This is a genomic window from Crossiella sp. CA198 (genome assembly GCF_052078295.1).
In the GTDB taxonomy this organism is placed as follows: domain Bacteria; phylum Actinomycetota; class Actinomycetes; order Mycobacteriales; family Pseudonocardiaceae; genus Crossiella.
This window is the reverse complement of sequence record NZ_JBQJIM010000015.1, coordinates 154651-170691: the sequence shown is the minus strand read 5'-3', so window position 1 is coordinate 170691 and position 16041 is coordinate 154651. Positions and strand designations below refer to the sequence as shown.

At 68.1% G+C, this 16041-nt stretch carries 13 protein-coding genes; 7 read left to right on the top strand and 6 right to left on the bottom strand.

Annotated features, from left to right (window positions below):
• The first annotated feature begins 212 nt into the window (after nt 1–212).
• From ACTOWY_RS25445 to ACTOWY_RS25415, 7 genes are all read left to right on the top strand, one after another.
• Nucleotides 213–743, top strand: a complete 531-nt coding sequence (locus ACTOWY_RS25445) for a GntR family transcriptional regulator (protein ID WP_441312184.1) — start codon at nt 213–215, stop codon at nt 741–743.
• Nucleotides 744–773: 30 nt separating this feature from the next.
• A complete protein-coding gene (locus tag ACTOWY_RS25440) occupies nt 774–1502 on the top strand; it encodes a GntR family transcriptional regulator (RefSeq protein WP_441312183.1) in 729 nt (242 codons plus the stop codon).
• Between the two features lie 869 nt (nt 1503–2371).
• Entirely contained in the window at nt 2372–3172 is an 801-nt protein-coding gene (locus tag ACTOWY_RS25435) for a hypothetical protein (RefSeq protein ID WP_441312182.1), read from the top strand.
• 93 nt (nt 3173–3265) lie between these two features.
• A complete protein-coding gene (locus ACTOWY_RS25430; RefSeq protein WP_247757885.1) occupies nt 3266–3793 on the top strand; it encodes a hypothetical protein in 528 nt (175 codons plus the stop codon).
• A 59-nt stretch (nt 3794–3852) separates the two neighbouring features.
• A complete protein-coding gene (locus ACTOWY_RS25425; protein WP_441312181.1) occupies nt 3853–5151 on the top strand; it encodes a DNA polymerase III subunit beta in 1299 nt (432 codons plus the stop codon).
• A gap of 165 nt (nt 5152–5316) precedes the next feature.
• The gene (locus ACTOWY_RS25420; protein WP_441312180.1) at nt 5317–5598 is read left to right on the top strand and encodes a hypothetical protein; all 282 of its coding nucleotides are present in this window, start codon (nt 5317–5319) and stop codon (nt 5596–5598) included.
• 446 nt (nt 5599–6044) lie between these two features.
• Complete coding sequence (locus ACTOWY_RS25415) at nt 6045–6698, top strand: N-6 DNA methylase (RefSeq protein ID WP_441312179.1); 654 nt, start codon at nt 6045–6047, stop codon at nt 6696–6698.
• A 30-nt stretch (nt 6699–6728) separates the two neighbouring features.
• On the opposite strand, the gene ACTOWY_RS25410 is transcribed toward ACTOWY_RS25415, so the two are convergent.
• The 6 genes from ACTOWY_RS25410 to ACTOWY_RS25385 are packed head-to-tail and all read right to left on the bottom strand — an operon-like array spanning nt 6729 to nt 15762.
• On the bottom strand, nt 6729–7694 hold the full coding sequence (locus ACTOWY_RS25410) for a C40 family peptidase (protein WP_441312178.1): 966 nt from the start codon (nt 7692–7694) through the stop codon (nt 6729–6731).
• A 7-nt stretch (nt 7695–7701) separates the two neighbouring features.
• On the bottom strand, nt 7702–8733 hold the full coding sequence (locus tag ACTOWY_RS25405) for a replication-relaxation family protein (RefSeq protein ID WP_441312177.1): 1032 nt from the start codon (nt 8731–8733) through the stop codon (nt 7702–7704).
• A 22-nt stretch (nt 8734–8755) separates the two neighbouring features.
• A complete protein-coding gene (locus ACTOWY_RS25400; protein ID WP_441312176.1) occupies nt 8756–11269 on the bottom strand; it encodes a type IV secretory system conjugative DNA transfer family protein in 2514 nt (837 codons plus the stop codon).
• Entirely contained in the window at nt 11259–13091 is a 1833-nt protein-coding gene (locus ACTOWY_RS25395) for a VirB4 family type IV secretion system protein (RefSeq protein WP_441312175.1), read from the bottom strand. The genes ACTOWY_RS25400 and ACTOWY_RS25395 overlap by 11 nt, the downstream gene beginning before the upstream one ends.
• Nucleotides 13088–14164, bottom strand: a complete 1077-nt coding sequence (locus tag ACTOWY_RS25390; protein ID WP_441312174.1) for a PrgI family protein — start codon at nt 14162–14164, stop codon at nt 13088–13090. Before ACTOWY_RS25390 ends, ACTOWY_RS25395 begins: the two co-directional genes overlap by 4 nt.
• Nucleotides 14161–15762, bottom strand: coding sequence for a hypothetical protein (locus ACTOWY_RS25385; RefSeq protein WP_441312173.1), 1602 nt, complete (start codon nt 15760–15762; stop codon nt 14161–14163). The genes ACTOWY_RS25390 and ACTOWY_RS25385 overlap by 4 nt, the downstream gene beginning before the upstream one ends.
• Between the last annotated feature and the right edge of the window lie 279 nt (nt 15763–16041).

Genomic DNA, 16041 nt, shown 5'->3' with positions numbered 1-16041 from the left:
GATCAGACGATGCGTACCGGCGACGAAACCGGCCACTGGCGTACCGGACCCGCACCGTGACGGTCTGAGCACCTCCGCCACCGAACAACCTTACTGCGATACCCGAAAGGCGACAAGGTGAAGATGGGCGTATCCGGGTGACTTTGCTGCCTTACGACTAAGGTCAACGGCGAGAGCACCTGTCCAATGCGAGACGCAGAGGAGCGCGAGCCATGACCAGCGGCGGCCCGTGGACGAGCGTGTCGATGCCGTACGTGAGCGGCCACCGCGGCGACGCCTGGGGTGCCGAGGCAGCAGAGCATGGCGGCACAGGCGCCCAGAAGCTGCTCGGCGTTGACGAGGTAGTCGCCTCCGCGGAGGTCGCCGACGCGCTCCGCCTGAACCTGGGCGAGCCGGTGATCGTGCGGCGAAGGGTCATGCTGTTCAACGACCACCCGGTCGAACTCGTCGAGTCGTACTACCCCGCGACCATCGCCCTGGGCACCAGACTGGCCGAGGCCCGCAAGATTCCCGGTGGCGCGGTCGCCCTCTTGGCCGACCTCGGCCACCAGCCCCGCCACGTCCGCGAGGACGTCAGCGCACGCCTGGCCACTCCGGCCGAACGGACCGCGCTGCGACTGAACGACCCCTCCTGCGTGCTACTGCTCTCGCGCGTACTTTCGACCGGGCTCGGCCTTCCCGTCGAGGCCAGCGTGATGACGATGGCCGACGGCCGGCGGCTGCGCTACGAGCTGACCCCATGACCACGCCGTCGCTGTCTCCAGGAGCCGGACTTGCCCCGCGCCCGTGACACCCGGCCCCGGCACCAACAGATTGCCGCGGAACTGCGCGACCTCATCATGCGCGGCGAACTCAAGCCGGGAACCCAACTGCCCTCCACCGCGCGACTCGTCGCCCAGTACGAGGCGGCCAACGCCACCATCCAGCATGCGCTCGGCACCTTGAAGACGGAAGGTCTCCTGATCAGTCGCGTAGGCAAGGGTGTCTACGTCCGGGACCGGCAGCCGTTCGTCATCGACGCCGCCGCCTACATCACGCCCGAGCCGGGCCGGTTCCGCTATCAGCTGCTCACTGTCGACACCGTCATACCGCCCGCGGACATCATCGACGGACTGCGGCTGGCTCCGGGCGCGACCGCGATCATCCGCACCAGGATCCTCTTCCACGATGAGCGGCCCGTGGAGTTGTCCGCGTCGTACTACCCCGCCGAGATAGCCACCGGCAGCAGCCTGGCGAAGGCCGCGAAGATCCGCGGAGGCGCACCCCAGGTGCTGACCAACCTCGGATTTCCGCAGCGGATGTTCGTCGACCGGATCTCGGCTCGCCCTCCGACCGTGGAGGAAGCCGAGACGCTGGACCTTCCTGACGGGACGCCGGTGATCCGACAGCTGCGGGTCATCTACAGCGACAACGAACGCCCTGTCGAAGCCTCGGTACTCATCAAGGGTGCCCACCTGTACGAGCTGCGGTACCGCCAGACCGCGGAAACCGAGTCCGGGTAGAGCCTGGCCCTCACACCGTCTGCCCGGCAACATCACGAGCAGAAAACCCCGGCCAAGTTCGAAGAGCCCCTTTGTGTCAACGAAAACCCACCACGGTAATGCCGTCGCAAAGACATTGTCATCAACCGTGTACCATGACCTGACAACCCTCGGCGCCATCCGAACAACGGAAACTGACGGGCGCTGAATCACGTTCGACCCAATCGCCATGAGAATTCTCCTGCACGGTCAGTCCGGCAGCGCCCAGCAGGAATTCGCAGTCCCATCTTCGAGCGGATTCAAGCGCCAGATAGAGTTGCCATGTCGCCAATACCACACGAACAGCCCAATATCAACACCAGCCGCGAAAACCTACAACTCAGCCTGTCTACCAATGCCCCTTCCTATCCGACTACCGATCCGCCTACCCACTAGAGCAGCAGGAGCGATCGAGCCTATTCGCGCAGGCCAAGAGCTTCCACATCCTACCCATGCACCCCCCGACTTGGGTGCCGGCAGGCATATGAACAGACGGGCGGGGCGCACCAGGAGGTCTGGGCCACTCACCACTATCGCTCTCCACTTTTCGCAAACCAATCACTACACGAAGATCCATGCTCATTGAATTTCTTTCTATTTCACCCTTGATCCTCCCATTGCGAACTATTCCCTATCTTGATCTTGATTCATCGCCGAAAACGAGACCTACCGAAGATCGATTTCACCAGCCGGCACATCTGTCGATCAATACAGAAATGGGCCATAAATTCGACAAGACCTCTTGATTCAGGACCATAAGAGAGTAGAATCAGAGTTGTCGGGCAACGGGGCGGCACACCTCGAAATCCGATTCGACAATCCGGCATAGATCAACGAAAAGGTAGTCTGCCATGACTATTCTTGAAACGTCCGTGTCGCGCTTTTCGCTCACGGTGGATGTATCCGACACAGTCGCCGTCATGATCGATAACGCTGACACCCCGTGGGGCCGACGGCTGCACGAGGCGTTGGCGTTCGCGACCTCCGCTGACACCGCCTACGCGGTCACCCCGTATGTGAGCGTCGGCCTGGACGACTTCCGACCCGATGCCCCGCAACGGCCGGACCGGCCCGACGTAGCCGACTGCCACGTCTCCGGGGTGCTCGGCAAGCTTGCGGCCGCAAGTTACCTCACCGCACGCACCGAACTACGCGAGTCCTCATCGGAAAGTTATCTCTCCGACGGGCGCACCGTAACGAGCGTGGCAGTGCACCGGCCGTTCGCGCTGGTCGAGGTCGACTACTGGTTGCGCCGGGATGCCAACCGTCCTACAAGCCAGTACGGCTACGCCTACGCCCGTCGGTGGGAGATCAGCCACCGTTCCCACATCGTGCCCGCCGGCTTGTACCTGATCGGCGAAACCGGCGACCACGTGCCGAGGTTGACCGGCGTCGCCGGTGTCGAGGCGAACCGCACCGACCTGGTGTCGCACTTGTTCGACCTTGAGGGATTTGGGGCCAGCACCTGCGACGCGGACTGCGACGCCTGCGGCGCCCAGTGGCGGGCTGAGTGCGGCTCCTGGCACTTCCGGGCTGAGGACTGCCCTACCGACGCGTGGTACTTCGACGACGCTGCCGGTATCGACGACACCACAGGCACAATCGCGTGCCCGGCATGCCGAGCCGGTCGAGTCGGCTTCGCCATCTCCTGAACGGTCCCCGCGTCCGCGGCCGGCTCATACCGACGCGCCCACGGGCCTCTGGTCATCGAATCCTGTTCGTCTCGCGACCTTGTGAGGTTTGTGATGTTTGCTGCGCTCTTGGTCGACGGCACCCCCGCCGAACCCTGCGAAGACACCCCTGGCGCCGTGACACTGGAGTTCGCCACCGACACGGCCGCCACCCATCGGTGCCGCGCATGCGGTGAAGAGCTGCACAAAACCGTGTCCGGCTACGAAACCGACTTGGGCGAGACCGGGTGTCCCGACTTCGAGCCGCACACCGACACCGGCCCCGAGTCCGGCGAAGGGCCGCACGATCCGGAACACATCCCAGTGTCCTGGTGCAACAGTGCCGCGGTGCACACCGACGAGTCGCAGGACTCGGTCACGGTGTCCATTTCGGTCGGTGACCCCCGCGGCGCGTTCACCCTCACCATTCGCCGGATGCCCGATGACGTCGACTGTGGCCTTGCCGGACACCTGATCATGCACACCCCCTACGCGGGGCAACCGTTGCCGCATATGGAACTCACGCCGTTGCATGACGGAACCTACGTCGTCGGCCCCTACACCCCGACGCAGCGCACGCACTCCGTTCCACCCGCGGCCTAACCCGCGTGGCAGACCCGCCACCGCCCACTGGCCATGACTGATCCACGGAGGTACCCACGATGACCGCCACCGCCGAAACCCCCACCGCCGCAAGCCTTCCGCGTCCCGCGTTGGCTGCCCGGCTGAGCTTCACCACAGACCGCGCCACCCTCGCCGATGCCTTGACCACGGTAGGTCTGGGCGTGCCCACGCGGCCCGTCCTACCCACTCTGGGCGGGGCGCGCCTGGAGGCCAGCGAGGGTCACCTCACGATCAGCGCCACCGACTACGAGACCACCGTGACCGTGCGCATACCGGGTACCGTGCAGGTTGCGGGCATCCTGCTGGTTGATCATGGCGAGATCAGCAAGCTGTTGGGCGCGCTGGTCAAGGGCACCGGCAAACGGGAAGCCGACGCACTGCCGGCCACCGTGCGCACCCTCGATGACGGCACCCCCATAGTGGATCTTGCCGGGTACACGATGCCCGTCACGGCCTACCCCCTTGAGGACTATCCGCCTATCCCAGAGGCCGTGCCGACACTGGCCGAAGTCGACCGGGATGCCTTCGCCCGGGACATGGCGCGAGTGATGATCACGGCGGGCAAGGATGACACGCTACCCGTGCTGACCGCGCTCGGTCTGGAGATCACCCCTGGCGCGGTCACGATGGCGGCAACCGACCGGTACCGGCTGGCCGTCGCGCCGCTTCCGGCCGTCACCGCCGTCCGCGGCGCGCAGAACGCGCGTGCCTTGGTGTTGGGACATGTGGTGACGCGGGTGGTCAAGCGGTTCACCGGCGACCGCGTACGCATCGGACTCGACGACGTCACCGCCCCGTCGATGGTGTCGTTGACCTGTGGTCCCGTCACGGTGTCGGTACACACCGTGGATGCCCAGGCTCCGCCGTACAAGCAACTTCTCCCCGACGGTGCGGCCGGCATCGTACGGACCGGGCGTGACGCGTTGCTGACCGCGACGCGTCGGGCCGCCGCCGTGCTCGATGCCAAACGGCACAAGAACGGGCAGGTCGATGTGATCATGTCCGGCGGGTCGGTTTCGGTAACACCGGTACTCGCTGAGAACACCGTTGCCGTGACCGCGCCGACGCAACCGGCCACCATCGAGGGGATCAGTGACGGTCACCGGTTGCGGTTCAACCCCGCCTACCTGCTCGATGCGCTGAACACCTTCACCGGCGACACGATCACCGTGCACACCCAATCCACTGCTTCTCGCCCCGTGGTGTTCACCAATGCCGCTGACGGACTGACCGACCCTGCCGCGTTCCTGCACCTGGTCATGGGGGTGCGTATCCCACAGGGAGAGAACCACATCCACACGCGAGAAGCCGGCAACCGGGTACCTGTCGGGGCCTGACCCGACCTCCGGCCATAAAAGACAGACGGCGTGCGGGCTGGGGCGAGGCATCTCGACACGTCGCAGTCGACCCGCGCGGCCCGCGCCTTCGTCGACCGCGTGCGCGCACCGTCGCGGCGACCAACTTCGGTCGGCTCAGCCACGCACCACGCAAGAGAGGGCACTATGTCTGACAACCACGGCAACGATCAGAAGATACCCGATGGATACCGACTCGTTGATGAAACGACCCTATCGTTCCTGTGGTTCCACACCGCCGCCGTCGCGCTCCACTATTTTGGAGTGAAGAAAATCCCGCTCGTCTCCGACGCGGAACGACTCGATTGTGTCATGCGACTAGGAAAACTCCATCAACAGCACAGTGACCTGCTGCCAGACGAATCTCTGCTCGTCATTGACTGCCTGGTCACCGCGGCTACGGACCTGACGCGAGTGTCCAGGCACTGACCCGTTGTCAGGACCCGGCGAGCGGGAGCACCTCCGAAGAGGTGCGGCACACCCACCCGCCAGGCATCCAGCACCGCGCACCAACGAAACCGCGCGCGGACGGCCAGTTTAGCGCACCACCAGCACCCAGCAGGACCGCCATCGACAGCGCGAGCCCGGAGAAGGCCAGCTACCCGTCTGGAGCCAGACGTACAGAACTCTCGGAGCGCAACGCCATGCCCACGCCATCCAAGAAGACGAGTTCGCGCCACGCCGCGACACGTCCACGCACACGGCCGATGCCACCGGCTAATGCGGAACTTCATGCACGCAAGATAGCCGAGGTAGTCGTATCCGCCTGGCACGGCGCGGACGACAGTGGGCGACTCGACGTCCCTATTTCCGTCGTAGCCACACTGGCCGCACCTCCGCAGGTCGACTCGCGGGGAAACGACGTTGTCGAGTTGGTGAGCGAATGGACCGTGCCTGAACTCGTAGCCTACTTCAGGCATACGTGGCGTTCGATCATCCGTTCACGTCCGGAGGTCACGCACCTGGTGTACCCGGTGATATCGTGGATCTTCGACGACAGCCAGGCATCCGTGCATCCCCACGCCCATGCCGTTGCCCGCGCTGCACTAGACGCAGGTCAACCGGACCTGACCGGCACCGATCGGCGGTTCGACACTGACCTGCTCGGCCAGGTGCTGGTGCTGCTACGACCGAAGTCCGCGCTGCAAGCCCGCGGGCAGTTCTACACCCCCTCCGATATAGCGGCGCTGCTCGCAGGAATGTCCACTGTGGAGGAACACTGCACGGTGCTGGATCCGATGATGGGCACCGGCGGTATGTTCCGCGCCGCCGCGGCGGTCATGCGCGAACAGGGCCGCGACCCGCACACCGTGTCCTGGGTTGGCTGCGACATCGACGAGACCGCCGTAGCCTGCGCCACGGTGAACAGCATGATCTGGGGACTCGGACGCGACATCGTCTTCCATGCCGGCGACGCGCTGACCCCGGACTGGGAGACTCACGCACGGGCGCAACGAGACGAACTACGGCGCCTGGCAAGCGGTATTGAACGCGACCAACGCCTGATCGCTGCGCTCACCTCGATGTGAACCCAGCCTGCCGTCGATGCGGAGCTCGCATCACGCGGCTCCCAGTGCGGCGGGACGCGTCACGCCGAGGAAGGTCGAGCGCCAGATCCGTTCGATGCGCACCACCGCGCCCCGGTGCGGCGCGTTGACCATGGAGTCGGCGGAGAGTGCGATCCCCACGTGCGTGACCGCGCTCGGCCCGGAACCGAAGAACACCAGATCACCGGGCAATATCGCCTGCCCCGTCGGCACCCTCGGCCCTGCTTGATACTGCGTCTGCGCGGTGCGCGGTAGCTGAATCCCAGCCGCGGCGTAGGCCGCCTTCGTCAGCCCTGAGCAGTCGAACCCACCTTCAGTGGCTCCGTCACCGCCCCAGAGGTAGGGCAATCCCCTTTGGCTACAGGCAAAATTGAGGGCGGCGACAGCTGCGGCACTGGACGCCTGGATCGTAGCGCACTCACCGGTTCCGGTGGTGGTGCAGGGGATGCCGTGAACCGCTCCGACTACCTCGCGCGCCGCCTGCTCGAAGTTCGCGTAGCGGTCGGGGAATCCGGAACGCTGCACGGTTTGTGCGGCGGTGGTGACGCTCATCCGCTGCCAGCCGTCGACGGCGATCAGGTGTTGGTAGAACTTCGTGGCGCTGTAGATGGGGTCCATGATCTGGGCGGGGCTGCCCCATCCCTGGGAGGGGCGTTGCTGGAATAGGCCGAGGCTGTCCCGGTCGCCGTAGTTGAGGTTGCGGAGCCCGGATTCGGTCATCGCGGTGGCGATGGCCACGACCCAGCCGTGTTGGGGGATCTGCATCTGCTTGCCAACCGCGACGATCGTGGCGGCATTGGCCATCTGCTCGGATCCATAGCCAGCTGCCCCGCTTGCGGTGACACCGGGTGCGGAGCAGTTGAGGCCGCCGCCGGTTCCGGTGCCGAAGACCGCGTGCAGGACCGTGATCGCGCCAGCTCCGAGAAGCAGGACGGGCACGAGGACGAACGCCACGCCGAGGGCGGCGAGCTTACCCATGAGGCACCTACCTTCGGCGGCAGGCGGGTTGTGGGGGCGTCGGAGGCGGCGGGGCCAGCTCAAGCCGCTCCCCGACAGGCTGACCGCCTCGGTTGGTTCCTGCGGCGTGGGGCATTGCGGCGGCAAGGCCCGGCCACAACGCGGGCAGATCAGCCAGCTGGACCCGCCCGCTGGCCGCGGTGTCCCCGACGCGCCGCCACCGCGGCTCGGTCATGTCCAGGGGATCAGCGCCCGCCAGTGCACTGGTGGTCGCGACCAGTGCCCGGTTCGGGTAGTCAAACGTACGCAGGGCCTCGGCCAGCGCACGGCGAACAGCCGCTTCTCGTTCGGGGGTGGGCAGCCAGATCAGGACCGGGGTGATGATGCCGGTGATGGTGGCCAGCCGTTCGTAACGGGCGAGCTTGGCGGCCAGGCGAGACAGGGGCTCGGTGCCGAAGTCGAACTCGATGAACCACTCGATCTCACGACCAGCCTGATGCCACCGGCCGTAGCCGTCGGGGGTGATGATGTCACCCCAGTGCCGGCCGCAGCGGGCCGCCGACCACCACGCGGTAAGCCTTCCGGCGGCACCGGGCTGGCGGCCGCGGCGGATCAGCGTGGTGAACAGGCTGTTGCAGCCCACGGTGTGGGCGAGTTGGAGGGAGTAGGCGCGGCCGGCTTCCTCGTCTCGGTTGTAGTTCAGCTCCGCCGGTTTGATCCCGTCCTCGTGGGCGAGCAGTGTGGCGCCGACGGTGTCCAGGACGTAGTGCATGGGGTGCGAGCCGCTGTCGCGGTGCGGTTGGAATCGGTGCAGCACTCCCCACTTGCGCAGGTTGAGCAGCCGGAGGTTGGCCGCGCGCCGGGTGGGAAAGGCAAGGTCGACGAACTGGTGGGTGGTGAACACCTTGTGCTCGAAGAGCATTCGCGCGAGCCACCGGTCTCGCGCCGTGAGGTGTCCGGCAAGCCAGGCCAGGTGCTCGGCCGTCTTGCGTACCCGTGCCACCCCGCGGTCGGGGTTGTGGCCACGCAGGGCGCGTTGTGGTGTGGGATTGGAGATCATGGCGTCAAACACCTCCAGTGGTTCAGGCGGCGCGGCGTGGGTCGGCCGGTCGCCGGGTGGCGGGCCGGATCGGGAGGTTCTCTCCCTGCGGGCGGGTGTTGATCAAGGCTGCCGTGCGGATGGCATGGGCGCGGCCGGGGATGGCGGGTGGGAGTTTGCGGGTGCGGGCGGTGAAGGGGTGGGTGTCTTCACCGTCGAGGACCAGACGGGCGGCGAGGTGGAAGGCGCCCAGGTGGGCGAGGTCGTGTTCGGTCAGGCGTGGGGTGGTGTGGCGGGCCAGTTGCCGGGCGTCTTCGGGGCTGGCGGCGAAGAACAGCTTGGATCGGGCGTTGGCTGAGATTCCGGCGTGCAGGTCGTTGGGGAGCTGATCCAGATTCTGGTGGGCCAGCACCATCGACAGGCGGTATGCACGCGCTTTGGCAAGCAGGGATTCCAGGGAGTAGGGCAGGTTGAGGAAGTTGTGGCACTCGTCGATGTAGACCGCGGCATCCCGGCGCCGGTGTTGGGGAAGGCGGCCTCGGCTGGTGGCCGCGTGCCAGGTGGCCGCGACGATGAGGGAGCCAACCATGCTGGTGGTGTCCTCGCCGAGTGCGTCCTCGGCGATACGCACCAGGCAGATCCCGCCGTCGAGGACCTTGGTCATGTCCACTGTGGATGCTCCACCGGCGAAGGCGTTGCGGACGAACGGGCGCAGTAACAGACCGCGGAGCTTGTTCATCAGGGGCGCGATCACCTGGGCGCGTGCCGGGTCGGACAAGCTGTTGAACCCCGCCCAGAAGCCGAGTAGGACTTCGTCGCGGATGTGCTCGGTGGCGCGATCCCGGAAGGCGGGAACGGTCAACAGCTTCGGCAACTCCAGCAGGGTCGGGGTGCCGGGCTGGGTTGTGAGGGTGAGCAGGCTGGCGCGCAGGATGTCCTCGGTGCGCGGTCCCCAGGAGTTGGCGTAGATCCGGGCGAAAATCGACACCAGGTTGTCGACTGTGCGGGCGACGTCCTTGCCCTCCAACGGGTTCAGCACCGGTGGCCGCGTTGCGCTGTCAGCGTCGAAGAGCACCACCTTCTCCCCCAGTTCCTCCGGCAACCGCATGAGCAGGTCGTTGACCAGGTCACCTTTGGGGTCGATGACCACCACGCCGCGGCCGGCGTGGGCGTCGGCCAGGACCATGTTGGCGATCAGCTCGGACTTGCCGGAGCCGGTCTTGCCGAGGATGTGCAGATGCTGGCGGGCATCCGCTGTGTGCAGACCGATCGGGCGGACGTGGCTGGTGTCGCTGACACCAATCGGTTTGACCTGCGGACCGGTGGCGACGACACCCGGCGGCGGCGGGAGTGCGCGGGCGCCGGCGCGGCGCAGGCCAGGGGCGGCTTCGTCCAGGGGCAGGTGGGCCAGGGCGGCGAGTTCGGGCACTGACAGCAGATCGCCGCTGTCCAGGCGCCGGGATGCCACCTTGTCCCCGGGCCGGCGCAGGCGAGCGCGGCGGTAGTGGTTGTGTTCGGCGAAGAGGGCGAACGCTGCGGCCAGGGCGTGGCCCCGGCCGCGGAGAACGGCGAGGATGGCGGCGCGCTCGTCCCGGGTGGGCTCGGTGTCCAAGGTGGTGGACACCAGGTAACGGATGCGGGTTTCATACTGCGGTTCCCGTTGCTTGGCAACGATTGCCCGGTCCTGAGCGTGGTAGTCCAGACTGGTCTGCCGATCCACCCGTGGCCCCGACCAGGAAGTGTGCCTCGGCCGCTGGGTGTTGCCGCCTGGGGTGATGAGGTCGAGCAGGCGGCCGGTCAGGTTGGTCGAGCGGCCGGTGTGCAGGCATCGCGCGGCGCGGCGGGCTTTGGCCAGTCGGCGTCCGGTGACCGGGCGGGCCAGGATCTGCACCTGGACACGTTCGTATGGGCCGAGGCCGACGGCGACACCGAGCAGGGCTCGAAGTGGATCTGCGGCGAAGTCGGTGCGGATGGGCAGTGCTTCGGTGCGGGCCAAACGCAGTTCGCCGCCCAGCGTTTCGCCCGATTGGTCTTGTGGGAGCGGGGTGGGAGCGGTGCGGGTGTGGGCGCCGGGCCAGGCGGCTTCGACCGCGCGTTCGATCAGTCCCGGCGGCACGACGCCGGGTACCCACAGTCGGATCTGCAGGCCCTCGATGGTGAAGTCGTACTCGAAACTCAGGTGCGGCTGGCCGTGCAGCAGACGTTTCCAGGCGGGACGGAGCAAGCCGATGAGGTTGGACCACAAGGCGATCGCCCCGGCGGGCTCGGCGGTGGGCGGGGCCAGCACTGTGACCAGCCGCGCCCGGTCGGAGAGCCGGGCCTGGTTACGACGCCGACATAGGACCCGGGTCACGACCATCACGCCGATGAGCGGAGCGAGCACGCCGCCACCGAGCGGGCCCCAAGCCAATAGCCACTCCCAGATCGTGTTTGCGGCGGCGGCCAGGGCACTCCACGGGTCGCGCAGGTAGTCGGTCAACGGTGATGCCTGCACGGTTCCGCTGTCCGCCAAGGGGATTCCGGCGGTTGGGTTGGACGGGATGTGGTCAGGCCGCATCGACTTCGACCTCCTCCGGCGGCTCGCCTGCCGCGTCGACGGCCACGGACTCCATGTCCAGCCACCCGGAGTTCGTCTCGGAATCCTGAAGGGTGGCGAGGAACTTCGGGTCTGTTGTGATCAGGGTGTGTTCGGCCGGGGAGGCCAGAGCTTGGAAGGCGACCCGGTGAGTGTCGGTGGCCAGCAGCCCTTGGCCTTGGGCGGCGGCAAGCAGGAACTGGCGTTCCCCTGCGGAGAGGGTGAAGGCGTGGCCGATCTCCTCGATGGCCTGTGGGGCCTGGCGCAGCAGGATCTGGGTGTTGGCGTTGGCGATGACGGCTTTGCCGATGTCGGAGCCGAGCACGTCGGCGGCGTCCTGGGTGGCCACGGTGAGGCCGGCCCAGTGTTTGCGGCCGGCTTTGGCCATGCGGAAGAGGAATTCCGCGCCGGCCGGTTGGCGCATCAGCATCCAGGCTTCGTCGACCACGACCAGCCGGGGGCGGCGGATCGCGGTATTGGAGACCTGTCGCCAGACCGCGTCCAGCGCGAGCAGGGTGCCGAGGGGTTTGAGTTCCTCGGCCAGCTCTCGCAGAGAAAAGATCACGAAGTGGCCTTCCGGACGCAGCGTGGTCGGCCCGGCGAACAGCCCCGAGAACGCGCCGGTGGTGTAGGGCTGCAACCGCGCCGCCAGGGCTTGCCCGGCTGGGTCTGCGGAGTGGGTGAGGGTGGTTGCCAGGTCGCTCAGCAGGGGTGCGGGGCGTAGCCAGGTGCGGGGGTCGCCGGTGATCCCGGCCGCGGTGTAGGTCGCGGTGATCGCCCGGTCCAGGCAGACCCGCTCGGCGGCGTCGAGTTCGGCGGCGAGCAGAACCGCGATGACGGTGTGCAGGAACAGTGACCGCCGTACCAGGGCGTCCCGCGGTGCGGTGCGCCGTCCGTCGGTGCGGGTGTGCACCGGCAGGTCGAGGGGGTTGAGGTGGATGCCGTCGGCGCCCAGCCGTAGGTGGGTGCCGCCGATGGCTGCGGCCAGGCGGGCGTATTCGTCTTCGGGGTCGACGATGAGCACCTGCACGCCGCGGTAGAGCGAGCGCAAGGCTTCGAGCTTGACCAGATAGGACTTGCCGGCGCCGGAGCAGCCCAGGATCACCGAGTTGTGGTTGGCGCAGGCGAAGCGGTCGTGGTGGACCAGTCCTTGGGAGCCGAGGTTGAACCCGTAGAGCACCCCGGTCGGCACGGCCGCGGAGGCGGGGTCGGGGGCGGGCAGGTCAGGGCTGGTGAACGGAAAGCTGGCTGCGAGGGCGGTGGTGTCGAAGGTGCGGCGCAACCTGAGCTGGTCCAAGCCGAGGGGCAGGGTGGTGACCCAGCCTTGCAGGCTGCGGTAGCTGGCCGGTTTGGCATCCAGTAGCAGCGAGGCGGCCAGCGAACGCACCGCGGCGACCTCGGTGGCCAGCTCTGGCGCGGTGTGGGCGTGCACGGTGAGGTAGAGGCCGAAGCGGAACAGCTTGTCCTGGCCGCGGGCCAGCCGGTCGGCGAGGTCTTCGGCATCGGCCAGGGCGATCGCGGCGTACCGGTCAGAACTCTGCGCGGGAGTGGAGCCGAGACGGCCGACTTGCTTTTTCAGTCGGTCGGCGGCGGTGACCGGGTCGATGGGCTCGATGTGCAGGCTGACGTCCAGGCGCCCGGGGTAGGTCAGCAGCGGTTGGAGCCAGCCGGGGTGGACCTCGCGCGGGTAGCCGGTGATGGCGAAGGAGGCCACCTGTTCGCCGCCGACTTCCAGGTGGCGGGCGCCGATGGTGATCGCGTCCGGGGTGAACGCCCCACTGCCGGTGAGGTTGGTGCGGCTCATCGCCAATCACCTCCGGGGTCCTCGGTGTGGGGTGGGGTGCCGAAGGCGGCGGGGTTCCAGCCGTCGGCCGGGGCGGTGGTGACAACCTCGTCCGCGGCGGCCAGCACGGTGCCCGGCGGGATGAGCGAGTCGGGGTTGCAGACCCCGGCGAGCACGCTGGCCGTGGCTCCGGGCTCCAGGGGCGCCACAGTGATCCCGGCTGGGGCCAGCAGCGCGGCGGCTTCCTGTATCCGCTGCACCAGCCGCATTTCCGCGGCCCTGCGTGCCCCCTCGTCCTGCCCACCCTGTGCGCGGCCGAACCTGGCCAGCAGAGACCTACCGGGGGTAGTGCCGCAGTGGAGGGGCTCGCGCAGGACGAGCAGGACCTGACGCCGCAGCAGGTCTGTGGTTCGGGCGAGTTGGGTGAGGTAGTCGGCGTGTTCGCAGGCGGCCTGTTCCAGCGCGGGATGCGGTAGCCGCGGCGCGGCGGTCTGGAGTTCGGCGATCTGAGTGGACAGGTCCAGGCGTTGGGCGCGCACCAGCAGTTGTACCGGGGCGGTGAGGCTGTTGAGGAAGCGGGCGAAGACGGCGACGAGGGCTTGTTGTTCGGCGGCGGTGCGCAAGGCGAAGTTGACCGTGGAGCACACCGCCAGCACGGCCAGGCCGTCGGCACCGAGGTCGATGACACCGGTGTCGGTGACCGCCTGCGCCGGCAGCTCCAGGGGTGCTGGTGACACGCCCTGGGTGGTGGTGGAGTGGGTGGCGTGCTGGGCCAGCCACGCTGGGGCGGCCGGGATGCCCTCCGGTGCGGCGACCCGGTGCCGTGGGCGCAACGCCTGCCGCAGTGCGGCGAGGGCGAGGCGGTCCAGGCTGATCCCGTCCCGCTGACCCAGCGCCAACGCCACCGCCAGCGCGGCGATCGGCAGGGCGGCCAGCGCGAAGAACAGCAGCGGCAGGAAGGCCCGGGTCAGCAGGTAGCCGGCATAGAGCAGAGCGCCGACGGTGGCCAGGATGAGCACCTGCCGACCGGTGAACGGGCCGAGGATGCGGTCCGGCCGATCGACATCGGCCGAGATGCGGATCGGCGCGGTCACTTCGCACCTCCAGATCGAGTCGGTGGGGCAGGCTGCGGCGCCTGGAACATCAACGTCGTCACGGTGAAGTCCGGACCGCTCGCCGACGTGGCACTGGGGACTGGTGGGGACTGGAACTGTGTGGGGGCAGGGGTGTGGGAGCGGGCGCGGCGTCCGACGGGTGAGGCTGCCGGATGCCCGAACACCGGGGCCGCGGGCGCGGAGCTGGCGGTGCGGGGTGGCTGTGGCGGCTCGGTGCTGGCGGGCCGGAACTGCAGGTGTGTGGGCACCTGCGCGAGCGGCACCCGAGTCAGTGGGCTCGCCGCGCCGGCTGGGGCCTGGAACCTGGGCGTGCTGGGCATGACCGTGGGGCGTAGGAAGGGCGCCTTCGGCGTGGGGCGGCCCGGGATGGGGCTGTGGAAGATGGTCATGGCCGGGGCCTCCGAGGCGTGGCGGGTTGCCAGGTCGTGGGTGGGGGTCTGCGGGGTGTGTTGCTGGAACCGCACCGCCGCGACCCGGCTGGGCGTCTGTGTGCGCGTGAGGGTGGCGGCGCGGTGGTCGCGGAGGCGACGGGCGACGGCCTCCGGGCCTCCAACGCCGGCCAGTCCGCCCCATTCCCGGATCGCCATCGGCCACGGCGGCCCGGCGCTGGCCGCCTGCCCCGCGTTCGCGAGTGGGCGTGGGGTGTCCGAGCGGGCACCAGATGCCGCGGCGCCGGGTCTGCGGGTGCCGAGCAGGCCGAACGCCTTGCCCATGACATAGGCGCGCGCCAGCCCGCCGATGAGCGAGCGACCCTGGCTCAGGCGCAGCGGCGCGAGGATCCAGAACGGGATCTTGACCAGGATGTAGAGCAGTGCGAGCCCGACCAGCAGGTTGACCAGTCCCCCGCCAGTCGGGCCTAGCGGGGTGAACCCCGGTGCCAGGATCACCCGCAGCGCTGTGATCAAGGTCAGGGACTGGGCCAGTTGCACCGCCAGGCACCCGCCGAAGGCTTTCCACCACCACCTCGCCACCCCGTCGGAGATCGACAGGGCGTGGCCCATCAACAACAGCGGGGCGGCCGCGATGAGCAGCGCGGTCACCGTGACCCGAACGATGTAGGTCAGCAGCACCGCGATGACCCCGATGGCCACCGCGACCGTCAACAGGGCCTGCACGAGGGTCATCACGAACGAGGGACCCAGCAACAAGCTCTTCAGCGCGTCCGCGGCCGCCGTGGGGTTGACCCCCTGGCCCATCAACGCGGCGGACAGGGCATTGGCCAGCTCGATGGCCTTGACCGAGACGAACAGTGACAGCGCACTGGCCAGGAACCCGGTGATGAGCCTGGGCAGGATCTCCTGGGCTGAGTAGCGGGTCTGCACGCTCTGATAGGCCATCAGCTGCATCCCGGCGAAGACGATGAGCAGCCCGTAGCAGGCCAGCACGATCTCCCAGGAGGTCTGCCACAGCTCACCGAGGCGGGGCAGCGTCTCCGGGGTCGGGGTGGTGAGCAGGGTGTTGCCGAGCAGTTCCAGCAGCGGGTTGAGCACTGCGAAAGCCATGTCCCGGAACAGCTCGGTCAGCATCGTGTCCAGGCAGACCGACCAGGTCTCGGAGTCCCACAGGGAGCAGACCACCTTTCCCGATCCACCCGGCTGGCCAGGAGGTCGCCCCGGTGCGGTGGGCTGGGGCAGACAGCCTGGTCCCGTGCACGGCGGCGTGGACGGGACCGGCCTCGGGCTGTTCGTAGTGGTGGTGGTGCTCGGCGCCGGGGTGGGCGGCGGTGTGGTGGGCGGCGGTGTGGTGGGCTGGGCGGCGGCGGTGACCGCCACGGCGGCGGCCAGTAGCAGGCCCAGACTCCCCGCCAGCGCCCACCTGGCCCACCCCCGCCGCACACCGCGGCGGTGCCGGCGCTG